Genomic DNA, 21,810 nt, shown 5'->3' on the forward strand with positions numbered 1-21,810 from the left:
TGCAGCTTGATTGGGCTGCAACGATTTTCATTTCTCGATTTTTTTCATTAACTGATCATCAAAATCACGCGGAAAGGAATTTATATGAGGTTTGATGTTGATAAGTTTTGCCCACTTTCAAAATCGACTCGCCTAAGTTCAACTCCACCCATTCAGGATGATTAGGCGCATCAGGTAAAAACTGAGTTTCTAATGCCACGCCATAATTATTTGGATATGACTTCGAGGCTCCATTAGTACCTGCCAAAAAATTACCGCTATAGAGTTGCATCGCTGGTTTGGTGGTAAAAACTTGCATGATGAGATCGTCATTAGGTGACACCAACTGTGCGACCACCTGTTTGCCGTCACAACGCTCAGGCTCAAACACAACAGCATGGTCATAACCACTGGCGATATCTTGATCATCATCCGTTAAGAAATCCGCACCAATTTTCTTCATCTGGCTGAAATCAAATGAGGTGCCTTGGCTCGCCTTGAGTTCCCCAGTTGGAATTAACTGAGTATTGGTCGGCAAATAATATGGTGCACATATTTGTAAACCATGATCTTTGGCTGACCAACCGGAACCTTCCCCACCCAAATTGAAATAAGCATGATTGGTAAGATTAATCGGGCAGTCTTTATCTGTCGTGGCAAAATAACGGATCACAACTTGATTATCATCGGTGAGTTGATATTCCACTTCGACTTGCATATTCCCCGGATAACCTTGGTCACCATCAACCGACAGCAATGAGAAAGTCACCGATTGAGAATCTTGAGCTTTAATCTGCCAACGCTGTTTATCAAACCCAACCTCTCCGCCATGCAATGAATTTTCACCATTATTGAGTGGAAGCTGATATTGCTGTCCATTCAGTTCGAACTGACCTTTCGCGATGCGGTTACCAACGCGGCCGACAATAGCACCCAAATATGCGGTTTGTTCAAGGTGGCTTTGCATGTTGTTTGCACGCAGCAATACTTCGCGCAGTTTGCCAGTCACTGGCACTCGCGCACTTAACCAAGTCGCACCTATATCCATAAAAGATGCCGTCATGCCCTTTGCATTGGACAAATGGACAAGATTGGCTGGCGAGCCATCTAGCCAATGTGTTTGAGTCATTTGCTCATTCATCCGTTGTAATTCAACATCTGTAAGCTCTGATCCACTAACTGATCGATATAACTGTGCGTTGGCAATGATACCACTCTCACTCATACCACTTCTCCAGCGCCATCCATCGCTTTACACACATAAATGGTTTCTTTTAAGCCGGTTTTGGCTTGATATTGCGCTTCGACCGCTTGTTTTACCGCATCAACTAAGGTCGGCGGTACTAACGACACCACACAGCCACCAAAGCCGCCGCCAGTCATACGCACGCCACCTTGTTTGCCAATCACTGCTTTCACGATCTCAACAATCGCATCCACTTCTGGGCAAGTGATTTCAAAATCATCACGCATGGAAATATGCGATTGCTCCATTAATTCTGCCAAACGCGCCATATCGTTATTACGCAGAGCTTGTGCCGCTTCCACAGTACGGTCATTTTCAGTGATCACATGACGAGCTCGTTTAGCCACGACTTCATCCAATTCTGATTGACGTTGGTTGAAGGTTTCTATCGTGACATCGCGTAAGGCTTTGACACCAAAGAACTCTGCCGCCGCTTCACATTGCTGACGACGTGTGTTGTATTCGCTATCCACCAGGCCACGTTTTTTGTTGGAATTAATGATCACAATCGCCATATCTTCTGGCATCGACACCGCTTGTGTTTCTAATGAACGGCAATCAATCAATAAAGAATGATTCGGCTCACCTGCTGCCGAAATAAGCTGATCCATGATGCCACAGTTACAACCAACAAATTCGTTTTCCGCTTGCTGGCCATTTAAGGCGATATCTTGCTGAGAAATATTAAGCTTATATAACGTCTTGAACGTTTGACCAATCACCACTTCTAACGCCGCCGATGAACTTAAACCCGCACCTTGAGGCACGTTACCACTGACCGCAATATCCGCACCTTTAAATTGATAGCCACGCTTTTGCAAACAATCAATCACACCACGAATGTAGTTCACCCACATCACGTCATTATCAAACTCAAGTGGCTTTGAAATATCAAATTCATTGACTTGATTATCATAATCTACAGCCACGACACGCACGATATGGTCGTCACGCTTTGTCGCCGCGACAACCGTTTGATAATCAATGGCGCAAGGCAACACAAAGCCATCGTTATAGTCAGTATGTTCACCAATTAAATTCACACGACCCGGCGCTTGAATAATATGTTTGGCTGAATAACCCAGGACGCTTTCAAAAGCACCAGATACAGCTTGAATAAGTTGTTTTGTACGTTCTGTCATAATAAGACCTTATCGTTTCTCGTGGCTCGATTCTCGTTACTCAAAGATCCACGTATTCACCATTGCAAACGCATGATGACCTTAAATTAAAGTGGGTTGGTGCGGATTAATTAATTGACCAAGGCTCGCCCTCGAATTCCGAGCAACGAGCACCGTCTTTTCCTATCCCTTATAGTGCTTTTCGCTTTGGGCTCTTAATCGTTCAGCGGCTTGTTCTGCGGTGAGATCGCGCTGGCTTTCGGCTAGCATTTCATAACCGACCATGAATTTTTTCACGCTGGCTGAGCGTAATAACGGCGGGTAGAACAAAGCGTGTAACTGCCAATGTTCGGTGCTTTTATCGGTTTGATCACTGTCATTCTCAACTTTTTCGTTCTCAAAAAAGGGTGCGTAATGCCAACCCATTGAGTATGGGAATGAACATTGGAATAAGTTGTCGTAGCGGCAAGTCAGTTTTTTGATCGCCAGTGCCAAATCATCACGCTGGGCGTCGCTTAAGTCGTTCATGCGCTTAACGTGTGTTTTCGGCAATAACATAGTTTCAAACGGCCACGCTGCCCAGTAAGGCACCACAGCCAGCCAATGTTCGGTTTCCACCACAGTGCGCGCACCGTCTTTCAATTCTGCTTCAACATAATCCACCAGCAAGTTGCTGCCCTGCTGTTGGAAATAATCACGCAGGTGCTTATCTTTACGTTCAATTTCATTAGGTAGGAAGCTATTAGCCCAAATCTGTCCGTGTGGGTGCGGTTGTGAGCAACCCATGGCTTCGCCTTTGTTTTCAAATGCCTGAACCCAAACGTAGTCTTGACCTAACTCTTCAATTTGCTCATTCCATGTGTCCACAACATTGCGAATTTGATTTACCGGTAATTCAGGCAAAGTTTTACTGTGATCCGGTGAGAAACAAATCACTCGGCTGAGCCCACGTACACCTTGCGTTTTAAATAAAGGATTAGTTGCTGGTGGCGCGTCTGGCGAGTCTGGCATCAACGCAGCGAAGTCATTTTGAAAAACGTACGTACCTTTATAGTCTGGATTCACATCGCCAGAAATACGGGTATTGGTTGGGCATAAAAAACAGCCTTCTTCATACGGCTTAATGCTGCCAATCACTGGCTTTTCATCTTGACCACTCCACGGGCGTTTAGCGCGGTGTGGCGACACCAAAATCCACTGACCCGTTAATGGGTTATAACGACGATGCGGATGATCGACGGGGTTAAATTCTGTATTTGATATGCTCATTTCCACTCACTTAAATCTGTTAATTCCGACATCGATTAATCTTGATAACCCGTTGGATTCTTTGATTGCCATCGCCAGGTATCCGCGCTCATTTCGGCGACATCACGTATCGCTTTCCAACCTAGATCTTGTTCTGCTTTGGCGGTGCTTGCCCAACACTCGGCAATATCACCCGGACGACGCGGTTGAATCTCATAAGCCACATCGTGTCCACACACGGCCGAAAAGGCATTCACCATATCGAGGACACTGCTGCCCTTGCCTGTGCCGAGGTTATAAATGTGCAAACCAGCTTTATCGCTGAGTTTATTCAACGCGGCTAAATGACCATCCGCCAGATCCATGACATGAATATAATCACGTACGCCCGTACCATCTGGCGTTGGATAATCATCCCCAAAGACGGCCAATTTTTCTCGGCGACCAACCGCGACTTGAGCGATAAACGGCATAAGGTTATTAGGAATGCCTTGCGGGTCTTCCCCCATGGTGCCTGACGGGTGCGCGCCAACTGGATTGAAATAACGCAGTAAAGCAATGCTCCAATCGTCTTCAGCAACAAATAAATCACTCAAACATTCTTCAACGATATATTTGCTGCGACCGTAAGGGTTGGTGGTCGCGCCCGTTGGTGAGCTTTCGGTAATGGGCACTTGCTCAGGATCGCCATACACGGTGGCAGAAGAGCTAAAGATGAGGTTCTTCACACCCGCTTTGCGCATACTGCGAGCCAAGACTAAAGAACCGTTGACGTTGTTATCGTAGTATTCCAAAGGTTTTTCTACCGACTCACCTACCGCTTTCAAGCCAGCAAAATGGATCACTGCTTGAATATCGTTTTCAGCAAATATCGCATCAAGAAACACTTCATCACGCACATCACCTTGATAAAACTTAGGCTTTACTTGCGTTAAATTTTCAATACGTTTCAGCACTTGTTGCTTACTGTTAGATAAATTGTCCAACACAATGGGCTGATGACCGTTTTCGATCAACTGCACGCAAGTATGGCTGCCGATATAACCTAAACCACCCGTCACTAATACTTTCATTCCAACTCCCATGTCATTCGACCCAAAATTGCAACTGACTCATTACAAACAGGAAACGATTACACTTACTTATCAGTCAATTTCTATAATTAAATACTACCAATCTATGCGGATTGAGTTCTGTGATCTAGTGCAAAATGTGTAAACGTTTACACAAATTATCACAATCGCGTAGAAATCCCAAGATATAAAAAGCCCGACGAGATAGTCGGGCTACACATTTTATTGCGCTAAAGATGAAGCGTTATTTTTTCAAATCAATCTGATACACCGCGAAACCAACATCATCGGTGCCGACTTTCTTCATCGGGTATTGCGCTTTGTTTTTGATGAAATCTGCCGCTAGATCACTTGGTGAGGTTTCAAACTGCACTTTCAAGTCTGCATCTGTTTTAATTGGTGCAAATGACCAGTTGTTATCAGCGCTTGGTGTGACCTCGCCTTTTTCATGGCTCACGCGGCTAATGTAATCAGCGACTACGGTGCGGTTTTCATCCGGTGAATCAAACGCCACATGCTCAGAGCCAGTACCTGCAAATTTACCGCCATAAGCACGGTAATTATTGGTTGCAACTAAGAACTCCTGCTTAGGATCAATTGGCTTGCCTTGATAAGTGAGCCCAACAATACGGTGAGAATCTTTATTAATAAGCTGACATTCACCATCGTAGCGAGCTGGCTGAGTGACATCAATTTGGTAATTCACGCCATCTATCACATCAAAATTATAGGTACGGAATCCGTCCCAATTGATCAATGACTGCACTTTATCGCTGTTTGGATCGATTTGATTAAACTGGCCTGCCGAACACTCCAACCATTCTTGCACTTCTGCCCCAGTCGCTTTCATCACCACTAAGGTATTTGGGTAAAGATACAGGTCGGCTGCGTTACGGAAAGTTAACTTGCCAGATTCCACTTCGGTATAGTTACCCGGATCATTTTTACGGCCACCTGCTTTAAACGGCGCAGCAGCGGAAAGCACCGGCATACCATCTAGGCTAGGATCGCCTTGGATAAAACGCTCAACATAATCTTTTTGTGCTAAGTTGACGATTTGTACGGTTGGATCGTCTTGCACGAGCGATAAGAAGCTATACATCACATCATTGGCTTGCCCGATTGGCTGATTCACAAATTTACGAGTCGCATCGTGGTCATGCTCAATAGCTTGCTTAATGTCTTTATCTTCTACTGCCAATGATTTTTGCTCGTTAGCATCGTAAATAGGACGCGCCACCGCTTTGCCATCAGACACCACCCACTTGCCACCTTTCTCTTTTAATTGCAGGTCAATCACACCAACATGGCTGCCCCAACGGCCCGGCATCACAGACGGAATCCCATTGATGGTTCCTTTCGCAATATTCGCACCGTCAACATTGGCAAACTCTTTACTTGGGAAAACCGCGTGAGAGTGACCAAAGGTAATCGCATCAATGCCTTTAACTTTCGTTAAGTAGTACACTGAATTTTCTGCGCCTTGCTGATATTTCTCAGTTGAGATACCCGAATGTGGGATCGCCACAATCACATCAGCCCCTTCCGCACGCATTTTAGGAATAAAGGCTTCAGCGGTTTGTTTAATGTCATTAACTTGCACTTTGCCGGTCAGGTTCTTTTTATCCCACACCATGATTTGAGGGGGCACAAACCCGATGTAACCCACTTTGATTTCATGGGTTTTGCCATCGGTGTCTTTGAACTGATAAGGCTTGATGATGTAAGGGTTGAAGTAATTCTTACCGGATTTAGCATCAATAATGTTGGCATTCACATAAGGGAATTTTGCATCGTTAGTCGCTTCGGCTAAATAATCCAGACCATAGTTAAATTCATGATTGCCTAGGTTACCAACATCGTATTGCAGCAGATTCATGGCTTTATAGGCAGGGTGCACTTCACCCGGTGTCAAACCTTTTGAGGCCATGTAGTCACCCATTGGGCTGCCTTGAATTAAATCGCCATTGTCCACCAGCACACTGTTTTCGACTTCACTTCTCGCTTCTTTGACCACGGTAGCAGCACGAACTAAGCCAATTTTGTCGCTGGGTTTATCTTTGTAGTAATCGTAATCCATCACGTTAGCGTGAATATCCGTGGTTTCGATAATACGTAGATTAATGGTGTCGGCCAAAGCAGGATTCGACAGGCCGATCACACCAGCAAAGACAGAAAGAGATAACAGCGATAACGATCGCGTGTGGCGCACAATATTCATTCAACGCTCCAAACTGAGAGATAAAAGGTCATCTACCCAAAGTAGTTGGCGTTGCAGCGAGGCGAATGAACAGTGTCAACATAGCTGCGACTTCAAGTACGAAGGGTAGAAGTGAGATCTATTAAACAAATCGAGAGCAATAATATGATCGTTCCGGTTAAATTTTTGTGACAAGTAACTCAATAAAGTCAGCCCTGACGATTCAAATCCTGCAAGATATCGCGCCAGTCGCGTAATTTTTCGTGATAATGTTCAAGCTGTTTATCCGACATGTTTTGAATAGCTTGGCTTAACATTTCAAACGTGATTTGCCGATTTCTATCCACTTTGTCGGCAAACTCATTGGTGTATAGGGCTTCAGGATTCTGTAGGCTAGAAAGGAAGCGTTGCTTAAAGGCGTCGGAATCATTGCGTTGTAAGTACAACACTTGCAACTCCGATTTATTAATTTGTTTCTGTTTGATCCAATCTTCACGCATCGGTGGGCGCTGCATGCTCCATTTGGTAACCATGTCTTTTTGTTGTTGCGATAAATCGCCTATCCAGCTTTCCAGCGCTTCTTGCATGCGTTTTGCGGATTTTTCCCAACGTTCTTGCTGACTCAGGTTTTGATACTCGACCAATTCTTCTTGGTATTCTTCCCCTAAATTATCAAACAGCTCGTCAGCTTGCTTTGGCTCTAAACTCATAAACAGTGGGTATAATTCAGGAATGACTTGCTGAGCCACTTGGTTGGAAAAATCTCGAATAATAAAGAATTGCTCGCTGATTTTAGCGGGCGTGACCTCACTCGGTTTTACTTCCAAAAGTGTGTCGATATTTTCAATATAAAGGGGAATTTGTTGCGTACGATGCCACTGGCGTACCTTCCACACCGATTGTTTCAGCATGGCTTGCTGGCTATCGTTTAAGCTGACATAGCGGTCAACGTATTGCGCTGCAAACCAATCTAGCCGATTATAGAAAAACTGAGTTGAGCAACCCGTTAACAGCAGCAAGGTGATTAGAGCAAACCAACGTTTTAACATCACTAACCTCAAGTTAATCAACAATACCTAACAGTGTATATGCTTATACCGCGATCTCTATAAAAATAATCAATAAAATTAAGGATGTTTCATGTCTTTCACTCATGCATTTCCGATCGGTACTCCCGGTCAAATTTGGGGCACAACAGAAAAACGCCAATGGCTAGAACAAACACGCGTTAAGCGTTCTTACTTTGAAGAAGTCGTGCCGAAAATTGAAGCGCTCAAAGCAAAGTTTGATGTCACTCAATATGGCGAGTTGCACTATGACAATAACCCAGTAGGTGAAAGCCGTTACCCTCTGTTTGTATTGAAAACGCTAAACTGGCAAGCCGATAAGCCAACGGTATTGATCACAGGGGGTGTACACGGTTATGAAACCAGTGGCGTGCATGGCGCTTTATTGTTTGCTCAAACTAAAGCCCAGGATTATGAAGCCGAATTTAACTTCTTGATTGCACCGTGCATCAGCCCTTGGGGTTACGAAACCATCAATCGCTGGAATCCAGAAGCGCTCGATCCCAACCGCAATTTTGTCGCGAATAGCCCAGCGCAAGAATCCGCCGCGATAATGAAAATGGTGGCAGATTCTGGCCTATCGATTTTAGCGCACTTTGATTTACACGAAACTACAGATACCGATGAATTAGAATTCCGCCCTGCGCTGGCCGCGCGTGATGGAATTGAATACATCAAAGGCAGTATTCCAGACGGTTTTTACACCGTGGGTGATACTGACAAAGACGATGATGCCTTACAAAAAGCCATTATTGATTCTGTTCGACAAGTAACCCACATTGCCCCAGCCGATGAAAATAACCAGATCATTGGATCGGATGTGACTCAAGAAGGCGTGATTAATTACCCACTTGTCGATTTAGGGCTATGCGCGGGCTTTACCGATTGCCAATATTGCACCACAACGGAGGTCTACCCAGACAGCCCGAAAGTAACTGACGATGAATGTAACCGCGCTCAAGTGGCGGCGATTGTGGGCGGGCTCGATTATATTCGATCGTTATAACCCCTAAACCAAACCAAGTAACGTAAATACGAGTGCTTAATCATGGCTGATATTCATCATCAAGAAAAACTCGACCGCATTGACTACGCCACCGTCATTGCCTATCGCAGTTGCTTTGTCATATCAGCCATTGCGGTTGCTTGTGTTGGCTTTGGCGCGGCAAGCATCGGTATTCCGCTCTTGATTATTAGCGCTCTGATTGCTGCCGCTTGTGTGCATATTTATGACAAAACCATACGCTGGTTTCTTCAAGCCAGCGCTTTATTTGCGGTTTGTCTTCTTACTGCTCAGGTTTTTATTCCACTCGCCGTTGGCGCAAGTGTCGCGGTATGGTGCGGGCTATCAATAAAAGAATATTATTGCTTTCGTATTCGCCTCATTCGCATAACCCCCTTAGTTCTTATCGTATTTTGGGTGTGTTTTGCGCTCCCTATTTGGCAGCCATTTTTCTATCTCGTTACCGGGTTATCTGCCCTGCTATTGCTGACCATTGGCATTGCGAAGTTTCGTCAACCTTGTCATTTTGATATTGGTGATAAGAGTAAATTTCAGGTTTAAAAATCACAAATGGGCTTGACCTTGCCCTAGCGGGAACCTTTATAATTTGCGGGTATTTTTGAGTTAGGTTCGCCATGCATCACTTTAGATTTCAACAAACTAAGCTAGTGCTTTTCGTCTTGATGGCCTTTGTGCTTTCAAGCATTTCGCTATTACCTAGCATCAGTGTTGCAGCTCCTATTACGACTCAAAACCAGCATGAAATGACCCAAACCGCACCATGTGCGCAGCAACATAACGACTCAATGGCTTCGGATGTGAATTGCAACACGGCTGATCACAGTAACCCCCATTGCGCTTCTTGCGTGCCAATGCAAGCCACAGTGCCAATGGAGCTCGCCATTCATTCCAGCACCAGTTCCATTGCCAAACATCAAGACACTCAAGACAACATTCCGGCGTTAACCTTACCCAATTTGTCTCGCCCTCCGATTCAATCTATTTGGTTTTAATCTCGCGTACCTCGCGCGCAACACCCAATATTTTGACTATACGGCGATCTTTCGCCGTAAACGGAGTACATCACATGACCTTATTTATCAATAAAAGCAACATTATCACGACCACTATCGCCACGGTTTTAGCCGTCTTTGCCCTTTCAGCTCAAGCTTCAGAAGCCGACAATTTCAAAGGTTTAACCGCTGAGCAAGCGTTAGAAAAGTCACATCAATACCACGGTAAAGGCACCGCCTCAGTACAAGTGATGCCGAATGTCTTAGTGGCAAAATTTAGTGATGGTAGCCAAGTGCAAATCCCAACCAAAGATAAACACCTACTTTCGATTGCCCCTTACGAAAACCAAACCCACCCTTGCGGCTACCACGTTCCAACCGGTTGCCAAGGTGAAATGGTAGAAAAAACCATGATGATCAAAGTGGTTGATTTGGACAGTAAACAAGTATTGAAATACGGCCAGGTAACCACACAAAAAGACGGCTTTATTGATTTATGGATGCCAAAAGATCGTAAACACTTACAAGTGACTTTCACCTACCAAGGTAAAGCCAGCACCGAAGTATTAAGCACCGTCGACGATGCAAGAACCTGCATTACAACGATGCAGTTGATTTAATCTTCATGTGCGACATCTAAACAGCACTAGCATCTAAAAGCATTGGCATCTAAACAAGGCAGGCCCATTGGTTAATATCGGTGGGCTTTTTCTTATCAAAATAAAAAGCGATCTGAATGACAGTGAAACACGTATTCACTAAACTTGTGCCAATTCAATATAAAAGGACAACATTATGCTCTACCCAATGGCTGCTATGGTGCTGCTCGTATTTATCGTAGGTTGTGTGACTCTCAAAGTGCGAATCAACAGTATCAAAAACAAACAAATCAGCGTGAAGTATTTTCAGTTGATGCAAGGTGAAAACCTGCCAGATATGATCGTGAAAACTAACCGACATTTAGCCAACTTGTTTGAGATTCCGGTTCTGTTTTATGTGGTGTGTACTTTATATGTCAGCCTGCATATTGATAGCCAATTTGGACTGATAGTGGCTTGGTTATTCGTTCTATTTCGTTATTTGCACAGTTACATTCATTTGGGTACGAATAATGTAAGACACCGCGCCTTGGCCTTTTGGGGTTCGTTCTTATGTGTACTCGCACTGTGGATCAATTTATTGATCGTGGCGGGATAAAGTCCAAGCCAGTTATTTACCTTACCTAGGCTCTAGGCTCTAGGCTCTAGGCTCTAGGCTCTAACTTAACCTCGATAAGTTGCGCCTTCCAAATTCAGCAAGGTTTTTTTCATATCTAATCCATGAGCAAAACCGGTCAAACTGCCATTGGCACCCACCACTCGATGACATGGGATAATCACAGGAATCGGGTTGCGCCCAATGGCAGCACCGACAGCACGTACCGCTTTGGGTTTATTGATTTGAGTCGCAATATCCATATAACGACAAGTACTGCCTGAACGAATTTGATTGAGCGCATGCCAAACACTTTGTTGAAATTCAGTGCCTTGAGGAGCAAGGGGAGTCTCAAAGTTAAAATCGACACGTTGACCGGCAAAGTATTCTTGAACTTGTAGTTTGATGTCATTAAAACGGCTATTGTCTTCCACCCAGTCTGGCTGAACGGTAAAGCCATCTTTTTTGCCAGCACCGGTTTCTAAATGCAAAATATGCAGCCCTAGATCACTGCCGACCAAGGTGACATCGCATGCTTCAGTGGTAAAAGTTTGATAATAATAAGTTTGAGTTTTCATCAACTAGTGTCCTAATCCATTCCATAAGCATAATGTAGCGTATGCACGATATGGCTGCCATGCTTTTGCTTGCTCTAATACTGCTTTGCGTGACGGGTACTTTCCGTCTTTATCTGCTAAGGCTTTGAGCACTCCAAGATCTTTATCTGGAAAGCTATCTTGAATGCCTAAACCACGCATCGCTAAATAATTTGCTGTCCATGGCCCAACACCTTTTAAGTGCGTCCACTCTGCAAGAAATTCTTCAAAATTCTGTGCTTTAGATAGGCTCACTTCACCCGATTGCAAAGACGCTATCGCCAGTTGCAAAGTGGCAATACGAGATTGCGTTAACCCTAAGCCAGAAAAATTCAGGTGAGATAAATCTTGGCATTGAGGAAAGTAATAATCGATGCCTTCAGGAAAATGTGCTGGCGTTGCAAGTGCAGAAGCATGCGCAATACGTTTCGCTAGTGTCGTTGCGGCTTTCACTGAAACTTGCTGACCTAATATAGCGCGAATACAAAACTCAAATGAGTCAAAAGCTTTTGGCATGCGAGGAACACGTTGGTGAATGAATCCTCGCTGTAAAATCTCGTCATGCTGCAAATGCTGTTCGATTGCCGTCATGTCGGTATCAAGATCAAACATAAACGCAATCCGCTGGAGAACTGGCTCTATCGCCTGGCTATCATCACAATGAATTTCAATATCTAACTGATGGGATGGCGCTTGATATTGAACGCTAAAATAACCTTTTACGAACTGATTTGATGGCTCTGATAACGGAAAATAAAAGCTGCGCAGATACTTCTGATTGATAACATTTTCCACCCCGTCAATCATACGAGGCGCTAAAAAGCTAAGCATAAATTCATAATCAAACCCATCAGGGCAAGTCAATGAGTGCAGATAAGACAGCTCATTCGCTAAATCGCATTTTACGTTGGGGCTAGAGGGTTTATTCACGTACAATGCCTTTTCTCTTTTTTCTTTTGGCTCGGTCTCTATTGACCCTAAAAATGAGTTTTCCATGGCTTTAAAACCCACTATTTATAAGTTTCGTATCGCGCTGACGGATATGAATCGTGATTATTATGATTCATTCAATCTCACCATTGCTCAGCATCCTTCTGAAAATCAAGAACGTATGATGGCGCGCGTGCTGGCGTTTTGCCTTAATGCCTCAGCAGACTTGCAATTCACCAAAGGACTTTCAAGTATTGAAGAGCCCGATATTTGGCTTAAGTCACTGGATGACCAAATTCAAATGTGGATTGAAGTTGGCGAACCGGATTCTGATCGCATCAAGAAAGCGACACGTATGGCGAAGCAGGTTCAAGTATACAGCTTTAACACTAAATCCGATGTATGGTGGCTACAAAACCAAGCAAAATTTGCTCAACTCAACGCCTCGATTAGCCGTTTTGATCACCAAGGTATCCAAGCAATGACTCAAATGGTGGCGCGCACTCTCGATTTAGGCGTGATGCTGTCTGGCAATACTGCGTATATTTCGTCGGACGATAAACAGTGTGAAGTGAACTGGGAAACGTTACAAGAGTCATAATCCCAAGCGTCACGATAGTATTGAGATAAGATTATTTGCTATCATGACACCGATAACTTGCTCTCAAATAAAGGAATACGGATGCGACGTTCATTGATGTTCAGCTTTTTGTTATTGATGCCTATTTTCGCGCAAGCCGCGACATCAAGCTCAAATTCAAGTCAATCTTCAGCGGCGGCTAGCACAACAGTAAGCCAAGCGACCGATACCAAAAGGCTTTCCGAATCCAAAAGACTTTCCGATCCAGAAGTAACGCGTTATTTTGTTTGCAGTTATTTGCACACCGAAGACAGTTATAAAGTCGGCGCTTATCTTATCAAGAATTACGAAACCCAATGGTATACCTATAACGAAAAGTTCAAAGCCTTAGTCAGTGATCGTTTATCTGAAATTTCACGTGACCAAGGCGTGTCTAAGTTTAAAGCGGAAGACGAACTTTCAAACAAATATCAATGCAATTCGGCGTATATCGATTTACTCGGATTAAGCAATATCAAGATTTAACTGATTTAAAAAATATAAATATTAAGGAGAGAACTCATGGCTGAAAAAAATACTCAAGGATTAGCCCTATATCATTTTGAAAGCTGCCCATTTTGCCAAAAAGTCCGCCGAGCGATGGTTGACCTCGGTGTTGATATTGAACTGCGTGATACGCGCCAAAACCCAGACTATCGTGAAGAACAAGTTGTGGGTGGCGGTAAAGGACAAGTGCCATGCCTTCGCATTGAAAAAGACGGCGAAGTGACTTGGATGTACGAATCTGACGTGATCATTGATTACATCAAAGCTCTGTAATCCTGTATTCGCATTGTGATTGGTGATAATACACCAATAAATCAAGCTGAGCCTTTGTGTTCAGCTTTTGCACATTTGAGTGAAACCAACTCTTGATAAGGAGATATCATGGCGATTATCCGCTGGATATTAGGACGCATTATTTTACTGTTCAATTTCATTTTTACTCCAAGAGGAATGAAACGCGATCCCAAAGCGCAACAAGCTATCGATGCCAAAACGCAAAACCTCGCGTTGTATCAATATGATGCCTGCCCTTTTTGTGTCAAAGTGCGCCGAGCCATGAAACGAAATAGCCTAAATATTGAACTTAGAAACGCCAAAGTTGCCCCGCATCGCCAACATCTCATTGAAGGTGGTGGGCTAGCAAAAGTACCGTGTTTACGTATTGAGGAGCAAGGCGAAGTCACTTGGCTTTATGAATCGAATGACATTATTGAATATCTGGAAACGAAGATCGCAGCTTAGTATTTTTGAGTTCGAAGTTGAAATACCATATACCCAAGTGACTTCAAGATGCAGAATTCAGAGCTGTCATCCAAGTCTTTAAACAAGAAAGATTCGTACAGGAATGTAATCACCTTTCAAACGAATCTGACGCAGTGTAAAGGCTTGGATGAAGCTCCCGAAGGGCAAGTTAAAACAAGCTTTATGCGGCGTTAAATTAAATAGAGATAGAATAGCTATGATCATATTTAATTTGCCTTGCCTAAAACTTGTTTTAATCTTGCTGAAACTCGCATCTTGAAGTTACTTGGGTATATTAAAGCTAAGGTTTGAATAGCAAGCTCCGACTCTCAAACTTAGCTTTATATCAAACTTAACTTTATATCAAATTATTAGGTGCTGACATTGACTCATCTGGTTCAATCGCAAACCATTCTGTTTCAATTTCTGCGCCGCAATGCACCACTTTCGCTAAGTTAAAACTGGGCACTTCCACTAAATACAAAGCCTCTCCAAACTCTTTCATACCCGATTGGCAAAACGACTGAATAAAACGCCCACTTTGTCCGGCGTTTAAATCGGTCGCTGGCTGCATATCAGGAAAAGTAAAAACTAAAATGGGTGTTTGTTGGTACCAATCGATATTGCAGTGGAAAATGTCTTTATGCGCCTTTTCCCAGCGCTGGCATTGGCTCACAAACTCAATAAATGGTGATTCAACCGGGGTCGATATTGGCTGCCAATCCGCCCAGTTTTGAGTATTGCAATCATACCGTCGCTGAATTTGCGTAGCAAAAATCGTCACCGAAACATGCCCCTTCACTTGATGCAGTAAAACTGCTTGGCAATAAGGCAAGATCAAACCATGAGAAAGCGTCATCAAGTAATATTGCGAGCTGTCATAGTGGCTGAAAGACAGCGCAAGATGGTAGTTTTCTTGTTGTTGCTGGAACTGACAATAAACAGGAAAGCTGGCTGATAGGTCAACCAATTGGCAATGACGCTCAACGGCTTGCATCGCTTCTTGTTGTGGCGATGGTAATGATATGGTTTGTAGCTTTGATGTTACCGAAATATTTTGTTGCGGGCTTGAAGTAGAGTCTAGCTTCGCGCTCTCCAAAGATGCCTCATGAGAACTGCAAGCAAATAAACTCAACATCAGCAGACCAATAACGAATAACCACTTACCTTCACGAGTAGGCCATACACTGGTTGTCCAATGGCAGACTTTTCTCTTATAACTAGCTTCTCTTTTATACTCAGCTAGGGGCGTACTGCTATTCATCATCACGCCCTCCTTCTATTGTCTATGTTACAGAGCTAGTCGATGTTTCAGGCCTGCTTACGATAAACAGCTTTGTAATAAAAAAGCTCCTATTGCCAGTGCAACCAATAGAAACCTTGGTATATACCCAAAGTATAGTGTCTATTAAATCGATTAACTGAGTTTCGCTTTGATTGCTCCTAGGCCAGTAAATAGCGCAACTAAAACGCCACCTGCCGCTAAGCCTAATACGCCAGTAATAACAAAAGGTAATACCGAACCCAGCATAGGGATCGCTGACACACCTTGTATCCAGCCATCCGTTATATGATGCACCATTGGTACAGTATGTTCGATAATGCCACCACCCACTAAGAACATGGCGATGGTGCCAACAATAGTCAATAGTTTCATTAATTTAGGTGCAGCAGCCACTAAACCAGATCCAACCACATTCATGGCTCCCTCACCCTTGCTTTTACGCTGTAGATAAAACCCAAGATCATCTAACTTCACGATGCCTGCCACTAAGCCATACACACCACAAGTCATAATAAAAGCGATCAAGCTCACCACCACAATTTGGGTGATTTGTGGGTGACCTTGCACAATTCCAAGCGCGATAACGATGATTTCAAGCGAGAGAATAAAATCGGTACGAATCGCCCCTTTGATTTTCTTTTGTTCATACGCCATTAGATCAGCCGAGGCTTCTTCTTGTGCAGCGTTCTCAGAATGGGCATGATGCTCATGGGGTAAATATTTCTCTAATACTTTTTCTGCCCCTTCAAAACAAAGATATAAGCCACCAATCAACAGTACCGGCATGATCAACCAAGGCGCTAATGCACTCACAATTAATGCTGCTGGAACTAAAATCAATTTATTGCGAAATGACCCCTTCGCAACGCCCCACACAACCGGTATTTCACGTTCTGCTCTAACGCCAGTGACTTGCTGCGCATTCAAAGCCAAATCATCACCTAATACGCCTGCGGTTTTTTTTGCGGCGACTTTAGACATGAGAGCAACATCGTCTAACACAGATGCAATATCATCCAAAAGCGTTAATAAACTTAAACCTGCCATGTGTACCCTTTATCTTTTGATTTTCAATCTTCACTTTAGCACTGAAACCCTAACCTAGACTAGTCAAGTTATTGACTCGAATCATTTTGATAGCAATATGAAAACAATTTCTCCCACACGCAAAAACATAACAACCATAAAAGAACAAAATTTCAGCAATTAATATTATGAAACAATTTAATGAAAGATAAAAATCACATTAAAAAGCGATATCTTCGATATATCTCACCACTTCATGTACAGTGCAGCCCTTCCAAATTTCACCCTTTTTGAACAAGCTATTTTGGCTTAACAAAAATGATAAAAATAGAGGCGCTGAATGAAGCATCCGTCAACTCGTTTACCAAGCTTCCCACAAGTCATCATTGCTTTGGGTCTGTTCTTATCTCTGGCTTTTTCTTTTACTGCTAAGCTAGACCTTCCAATACAGTTGGCCCTATATATCGGCTGGTTTATTGTGATCAGTTTAGGCATTTATCTTGGGCATCAATATAAAGATCTAGAGAAAGCAGCTTTACATGGAATATCAAATGGACTCGGTGCCGTATTAATCTTATTGGCTGTAGGCGCACTGGTTGGAACGTGGATTTCAGGCGGCATTGTACCCACCATCATTTATTACGGCTTAAAAGCCATTCATCCCTCTATTTTCTTACTGGCGACCATGATCATTTGTTCATTAACGGCGCTTGCAACTGGCACTTCTTGGGGCGCAGCCGGTACAGCTGGCATTGCTATGATGGGAATTGGTCAAGGGCTTGGTGTACCAGCACCGATTACTGCTGGTGCGGTTCTATCCGGTTGCTATTTTGGCGATAAAATGTCGCCATTATCCGATTCCGTAATCTTAGCTTCTTCGATGTCGCAAGTGGAAGTCATGGAGCACATTAAAGGCATGCTTCCCATTGCGCTCATTAGCTACATCATCACCGGAATATTATTTACAGCCTTTGGTTTTCATTACGCTGGCCAAGTCGACATGTCTCAAGTACAAGGCGTAATCCTTGCCATGGAACAACAGTTCACCATTACCCCACTATCGTTTATCCCTGTGATTGTGGTATTAGGTTTACTTGCCATGCGCATGCCCTCATTTCCTGTCATTAGCTTTGGCTCGTTACTTGGCATAATCTGGGCAGTTATGGTTCAAGATATCGATTTCTTGACCGCATTTAATACCGCATGGGCACCGTTTAACATCAGCTCTGGGGTCGACTTTATTGATGCCATTTTGAACCGTGGTGGAATGTCATCCATGTTAGGTTCGGTGGCGGTGATTGTCTTTGGTCTAGGCTTTGGTGGTTTATTAGATAAAGTTGGTATCTTAGAAACCGTTGCCAAGTTGTTTGAAAAGCGAATTCAGAGCGCGGGTTCTCTCGCATCGAGTACAATTGCAACGGCATTCATGGGGAACATTTTTGGCTCAGCAATGTATGTCTCACTCATCTTAACACCGAAAATTTGTGCCAAAAATTATGACCGTCTCGGTTATCAACGTAAGAACTTATCCCGTAATGCTGAATTTGGCGGCACATTAACCTCTGGCATGGTGCCTTGGAGTGATAACGGTATCTACATGGCGAGTATTCTAGGTGTTGCAACACTATCATACGCCCCATTTATGTGGCTTAGTTTTATCTGTATTTTCGTCACCATCTTGACTTCGTACATGGGCTGGTTTGTTGATAAATGCCAACCTCTTGAACCGGTATCAGAGTCTGAAACTATAGAATCATTACAGCCGAAAACCTCGTCATAATTTTCTAGACTTTTTGTTTTCTTTGTTTAGAGCACAAAAATGGTTTAGAACACAAAAATGCCGCGCAATTTAGACATTGCGCGGCATTTTCCTACCTAGTTATCCTCAACAGAGGTTAACTATAACGTATAATCACTATGTTCATTATTGACGCTTATTGTTCAAGAATGCACTTTCGGTAATCGTATTTCCCTGCTGATCTTGCACGGAAATCACATAGTTAGAACCGGAACCACCTGCATTATTCAACACAAACTGACCATTTTCGTCTGTCATGCGTGAAGTTGCACCTGGACCTTGAATTTCTACTGGGTAGTTAGCCAACGGAGCACCATCCTGGGTCACCTTAACTACCGCTTGATCGCTAGCATGCGAAACATCTAGCTGAATTCCTGATGAAGTAGAAGCCATTGCAGCTGAACTTAAAACTAAAGAAGTTGCTAGTGCTGTTGTATAAATCATTTTCATAATTAGCTCCTTTTTTAAATGAATTCGGCATTGAAATCATTTACTGAACTAATATTAACGTGACCTGTATCACATAAAAATTAGAGATTTTCGTACAACGACATCGAAATTTTTGAACAAAAAATATTGAACTCAAATTTTGCTTATTAACCAATTGAAAATAAAAAAGAAAGGAGCTTAAGGGTTTCCAATTAAGATCAGATAGAAGAAAAACTGGGAGAAGATTTTGACAGAATAAGAAAACAACACTAACACTTCGCTGACCAAGATCAGCGAAATGCTCGCCATACAAAGAAAAAATCATACGCTTTCCGGTTATTTCCAAATACGTGGAAAAACATTTTCATGAGAGGGAGATACTCTATGCCAAATCGCCATAATGATATGCCCCACAATCGCAGCAAATAAGAGCCAAGCCAGAGTGCTATGGAGTAAATTACCAGGTTCAATCATCCAAGCCACTTTATCACTATGGCCTGCCATTAGAGGGATACCAAATGGTTCAAACGCACGGCCAGAACCATACTGACGCAGTAAAGCAAGCAATGGAACAATGACCATCAGCCCATACAAAGCAATATGTCCGAGTTTTGCAGCCACACTGACCACTTTGGGACGATTTGATAGATTCATAAAAGCCCAAAGCATACGAATGACCGCTAAAGTGAACAATATCAACCCTAATGGCTTATGTGTTGGCCAGAAAAAATCTTCTATTGGTGTATCTGGTAGTAAGAAGTGAGCAACTGCTGTGAGTGATTGCCAAATGAAAAGTAGCGCCATGACCCAATGAATAATTCGCGTGATATTGCCATACTTTTGTGTGTTGTCTTTTGCTCCCATCTTATGCTTCCTTATCGACTAAATGTGATACCTAGCGATAATCAAAGCATAAATTCATTGACAGAAATAGACCTTTATCTCTCATTTATCAGATTTCATTTCTTATTTATAGCAAGATGCAAAAAGCCCGAAACTTCTTAGCTTCGGGCTTTAGTCTAAGTATCAGGTTTAATGAATTAGATTAAACCAAATGTAAAGTGCATGCCGTAGAATACGCCGCGACCAAAGATTTCTGCTGCAATTAAAGCAACCAGGGCCAGTAAGCTGTAGAAACGAACTTTGTTATTATCTTGGTGCGCCGATACTGACCACAATACCGCCGCAATCAACATCAACACACATTGCGTCATGATCATGCTTGAGTACTCAGTTAATACCGTTGTTCCTTGGTGGATTGATGTCACAACAGTTGAAAAATCCAACACACGCGCAATCATCACAACAAAGTGAATCGCAATCAGCAAAATCCCCAAACCCGCCATGATTTTGTTTGATTTTACTGAGCGCACATCAAACGCATTCAACAACACATAGCCAAACAACAAACCGGCGGTGATCACGGTGAATGTGAAAAGGCGTGCCCTGAATCAGTGATTCGAATGGAAAATGGCTATCCGACGTTAGATCTCGAATATTCTCATTGCAGCTTGTGTGGCGAGTGCCAAAGCGTGTGCCCAACACTAGCGCTGTCTGGCACACAAAAAGACATTGGATTACGCGCGAACATCGCCGAAACGTGCATTAACGCCTATGGATATTGCGACTCTTGCGCCCAATCTTGTCCAACCCAAGCCCTTACTTGGCTCGACGATAAACATCCTCAAATAAATACCGACTTATGCACTGGCTGCGGTCAATGTAAATCCGACTGTTACTTAGGTGCGATTTACCTGCAAATGAAGCAATAAAAAACCGCCATTCAAGACAATGGCGGTTATCATAAGCTCTAAATTCTAAGTTCAATTACATTGGCGTCAGCAAAATTTGTACTCGGCGGTTTTGTGCACGCCCTTCTGCGGTTGAGTTAGAAGCAATCGGATTGCTTTCCCCTTTACCAATCGTAGTGATACGACTTGATTTTACTTTGTTATTGATCAGAAAGGTCGACACTTCACCAGCGCGCACTTGTGATAAGCGTAAGTTGTATGAATCTGAGCCTGAACTGTCAGTGAAACCATAAACAGCGATGTTGGTTTTATTGTATTCATTGACCACGGTCGCCACGTTAAATAACGCACGTTTAGCACTCGTACTCAGCTCAGTTTGGTCGACATCAAAGGTAATCGAATTGGGCATATTCAAAATGATGTTATTACCGTTTTGCGTCACACTAATACCGGTCGCTCTCAACTCTTGCTCGAGCTTTTTCGCTTGGGTATCCATGTAATAACCAATGCCGCCGCCAACCGTTGCACCCGATGCCGCACCAATCAACGCCCCTTTACCACGGTCACTTTTACTTGAAGATGCCACACCAATTGCAGCGCCTGCAGCTGCGCCAATCAGTGCGCCGGTGGTGGCATCTGACATTTGGCTCTGACCAGTATAAGGATTGGTCGTTTCACAAGCCGTCAATAAAACCGTACTAGCGATCAAGGTTAAAGATGTCCATTTCATTAAAACTGCCTCTTCATTGCTTTGCTTTATGATTTTCACCATGTCAACGCACAGTGAATGTTATTATTTGGTTGCAAAACAATACGCACCAAGCCTGTAATAACAATGCGATCATCTCAATGTTTACAAAAACACAACATAAGCGAACAAACCTTCAGTCATAATGTCAGAACATTGACGATTTACTTACATTCACATTAATTTCGGATAGATGAACCCTACCTAGTTACGACTGAATATTGAGCAAACCTATC

General features: G+C 43.3%; 25 protein-coding genes. 11 read left to right on the top strand and 14 right to left on the bottom strand.

Going from position 1 to position 21,810, the window contains the following annotated elements; translation table 11 throughout:
• Positions 1-64 precede the first annotated feature (64 nt).
• The 6 genes from galM to Vgang_RS15615 form a co-directional block, all read right to left on the bottom strand.
• Positions 65-1,120, bottom strand: a complete 1,056-nt coding sequence (gene galM, locus Vgang_RS15590; protein WP_454894822.1) for a galactose-1-epimerase — start codon at positions 1,118-1,120, stop codon at positions 65-67.
• A gap of 80 nt (positions 1,121-1,200) precedes the next feature.
• On the bottom strand, positions 1,201-2,367 hold the full coding sequence (galK, locus tag Vgang_RS15595; protein ID WP_105901741.1) for a galactokinase: 1,167 nt from the start codon (positions 2,365-2,367) through the stop codon (positions 1,201-1,203).
• Between the two features lie 162 nt (positions 2,368-2,529).
• A complete protein-coding gene (locus Vgang_RS15600) occupies positions 2,530-3,609 on the bottom strand; it encodes a UDP-glucose--hexose-1-phosphate uridylyltransferase (RefSeq protein WP_105901827.1) in 1,080 nt (359 codons plus the stop codon).
• 41 nt (positions 3,610-3,650) lie between these two features.
• A complete protein-coding gene (galE, locus tag Vgang_RS15605; RefSeq protein WP_105901742.1) occupies positions 3,651-4,667 on the bottom strand; it encodes a UDP-glucose 4-epimerase GalE in 1,017 nt (338 codons plus the stop codon).
• Between the two features lie 244 nt (positions 4,668-4,911).
• Positions 4,912-6,888, bottom strand: coding sequence for a 2',3'-cyclic-nucleotide 2'-phosphodiesterase (gene cpdB / locus Vgang_RS15610; RefSeq protein ID WP_105901743.1), 1,977 nt, complete (start codon positions 6,886-6,888; stop codon positions 4,912-4,914).
• Between the two features lie 188 nt (positions 6,889-7,076).
• Positions 7,077-7,916, bottom strand: coding sequence for a DUF6279 family lipoprotein (locus Vgang_RS15615; RefSeq protein ID WP_105901744.1), 840 nt, complete (start codon positions 7,914-7,916; stop codon positions 7,077-7,079).
• Between the two features lie 91 nt (positions 7,917-8,007).
• Here Vgang_RS15615 and Vgang_RS15620 point away from each other — a divergent pair, with 91 nt between their 5' ends.
• From Vgang_RS15620 to Vgang_RS15640, 5 genes are all read left to right on the top strand, one after another.
• Positions 8,008-8,940 (top strand): M14 family metallopeptidase, encoded by a 933-nt coding sequence (locus tag Vgang_RS15620; protein WP_105901745.1) that lies wholly within the window; start codon positions 8,008-8,010, stop codon positions 8,938-8,940.
• A gap of 42 nt (positions 8,941-8,982) precedes the next feature.
• Positions 8,983-9,498, top strand: coding sequence for a DUF2301 domain-containing membrane protein (locus Vgang_RS15625; protein WP_105901746.1), 516 nt, complete (start codon positions 8,983-8,985; stop codon positions 9,496-9,498).
• A gap of 74 nt (positions 9,499-9,572) precedes the next feature.
• The gene (locus tag Vgang_RS15630) at positions 9,573-9,950 is read left to right on the top strand and encodes a hypothetical protein (protein ID WP_105901747.1); all 378 of its coding nucleotides are present in this window, start codon (positions 9,573-9,575) and stop codon (positions 9,948-9,950) included.
• A gap of 74 nt (positions 9,951-10,024) precedes the next feature.
• Entirely contained in the window at positions 10,025-10,570 is a 546-nt protein-coding gene (locus Vgang_RS15635) for a CueP family metal-binding protein (protein WP_105901748.1), read from the top strand.
• A gap of 175 nt (positions 10,571-10,745) precedes the next feature.
• Positions 10,746-11,147, top strand: a complete 402-nt coding sequence (locus Vgang_RS15640) for an MAPEG family protein (RefSeq protein WP_105901749.1) — start codon at positions 10,746-10,748, stop codon at positions 11,145-11,147.
• A gap of 65 nt (positions 11,148-11,212) precedes the next feature.
• On the opposite strand, the gene Vgang_RS15645 is transcribed toward Vgang_RS15640, so the two are convergent.
• Both Vgang_RS15645 and Vgang_RS15650 read right to left on the bottom strand, forming a co-directional pair.
• The gene (locus Vgang_RS15645) at positions 11,213-11,722 is read right to left on the bottom strand and encodes a methylated-DNA--[protein]-cysteine S-methyltransferase (RefSeq protein WP_105901750.1); all 510 of its coding nucleotides are present in this window, start codon (positions 11,720-11,722) and stop codon (positions 11,213-11,215) included.
• 3 nt (positions 11,723-11,725) lie between these two features.
• Complete coding sequence (locus Vgang_RS15650) at positions 11,726-12,670, bottom strand: AlkA N-terminal domain-containing protein (RefSeq protein WP_157946013.1); 945 nt, start codon at positions 12,668-12,670, stop codon at positions 11,726-11,728.
• A 64-nt stretch (positions 12,671-12,734) separates the two neighbouring features.
• On the opposite strand from Vgang_RS15650, the gene Vgang_RS15655 reads away from it, so the two are divergent.
• The 4 genes from Vgang_RS15655 (at position 12,735) to Vgang_RS15670 (ending at position 14,537) form a co-directional block, all read left to right on the top strand.
• On the top strand, positions 12,735-13,271 hold the full coding sequence (locus Vgang_RS15655) for a YaeQ family protein (RefSeq protein ID WP_105901752.1): 537 nt from the start codon (positions 12,735-12,737) through the stop codon (positions 13,269-13,271).
• Between the two features lie 81 nt (positions 13,272-13,352).
• The gene (locus Vgang_RS15660; protein ID WP_105901753.1) at positions 13,353-13,775 is read left to right on the top strand and encodes a hypothetical protein; all 423 of its coding nucleotides are present in this window, start codon (positions 13,353-13,355) and stop codon (positions 13,773-13,775) included.
• Positions 13,776-13,811: 36 nt separating this feature from the next.
• Positions 13,812-14,069 (top strand): glutathione S-transferase N-terminal domain-containing protein, encoded by a 258-nt coding sequence (locus Vgang_RS15665; RefSeq protein WP_105901754.1) that lies wholly within the window; start codon positions 13,812-13,814, stop codon positions 14,067-14,069.
• Between the two features lie 108 nt (positions 14,070-14,177).
• Positions 14,178-14,537, top strand: a complete 360-nt coding sequence (locus tag Vgang_RS15670) for a glutathione S-transferase N-terminal domain-containing protein (protein WP_105901755.1) — start codon at positions 14,178-14,180, stop codon at positions 14,535-14,537.
• A gap of 358 nt (positions 14,538-14,895) precedes the next feature.
• On the opposite strand, the gene Vgang_RS15675 is transcribed toward Vgang_RS15670, so the two are convergent.
• Together Vgang_RS15675 and Vgang_RS15680 are read right to left on the bottom strand one after the other, a co-directional pair.
• Positions 14,896-15,804: a hypothetical protein gene (locus tag Vgang_RS15675; protein ID WP_105901756.1), complete on the bottom strand. Its 909-nt coding sequence runs from the start codon at positions 15,802-15,804 to the stop codon at positions 14,896-14,898.
• Between the two features lie 150 nt (positions 15,805-15,954).
• Entirely contained in the window at positions 15,955-16,869 is a 915-nt protein-coding gene (locus Vgang_RS15680; RefSeq protein WP_105901757.1) for a DUF808 domain-containing protein, read from the bottom strand.
• Positions 16,870-17,188: 319 nt separating this feature from the next.
• Between Vgang_RS15680 and nhaC the strand changes: the two genes are divergently transcribed.
• Complete coding sequence (nhaC, locus tag Vgang_RS15685; RefSeq protein WP_105901758.1) at positions 17,189-18,628, top strand: Na+/H+ antiporter NhaC; 1,440 nt, start codon at positions 17,189-17,191, stop codon at positions 18,626-18,628.
• Positions 18,629-18,772: 144 nt separating this feature from the next.
• Here nhaC and Vgang_RS15690 read toward each other — a convergent pair whose 3' ends face one another.
• The 3 genes from Vgang_RS15690 to Vgang_RS15700 all read right to left on the bottom strand — a co-directional run bounded on the left by Vgang_RS15690 (position 18,773) and on the right by Vgang_RS15700 (position 20,499).
• Entirely contained in the window at positions 18,773-19,096 is a 324-nt protein-coding gene (locus Vgang_RS15690; RefSeq protein WP_105901759.1) for a hypothetical protein, read from the bottom strand.
• A 315-nt stretch (positions 19,097-19,411) separates the two neighbouring features.
• Complete coding sequence (locus tag Vgang_RS15695) at positions 19,412-19,939, bottom strand: cytochrome b (protein ID WP_105901760.1); 528 nt, start codon at positions 19,937-19,939, stop codon at positions 19,412-19,414.
• A 176-nt stretch (positions 19,940-20,115) separates the two neighbouring features.
• The gene (locus tag Vgang_RS15700) at positions 20,116-20,499 is read right to left on the bottom strand and encodes a DmsC/YnfH family molybdoenzyme membrane anchor subunit (protein ID WP_245879887.1); all 384 of its coding nucleotides are present in this window, start codon (positions 20,497-20,499) and stop codon (positions 20,116-20,118) included.
• A 39-nt stretch (positions 20,500-20,538) separates the two neighbouring features.
• Here Vgang_RS15700 and Vgang_RS15705 point away from each other — a divergent pair, with 39 nt between their 5' ends.
• On the top strand, positions 20,539-20,847 hold the full coding sequence (locus Vgang_RS15705) for a 4Fe-4S binding protein (protein WP_105901761.1): 309 nt from the start codon (positions 20,539-20,541) through the stop codon (positions 20,845-20,847).
• A 55-nt stretch (positions 20,848-20,902) separates the two neighbouring features.
• On the opposite strand, the gene Vgang_RS15710 is transcribed toward Vgang_RS15705, so the two are convergent.
• Complete coding sequence (locus tag Vgang_RS15710; RefSeq protein ID WP_105901828.1) at positions 20,903-21,556, bottom strand: OmpA family protein; 654 nt, start codon at positions 21,554-21,556, stop codon at positions 20,903-20,905.
• Positions 21,557-21,810: the final 254 nt, after the last annotated feature.

It is taken from the genome of Vibrio gangliei, assembly GCF_026001925.1.
Classification (GTDB): Bacteria; Pseudomonadota; Gammaproteobacteria; order Enterobacterales; family Vibrionaceae; genus Vibrio; species Vibrio gangliei.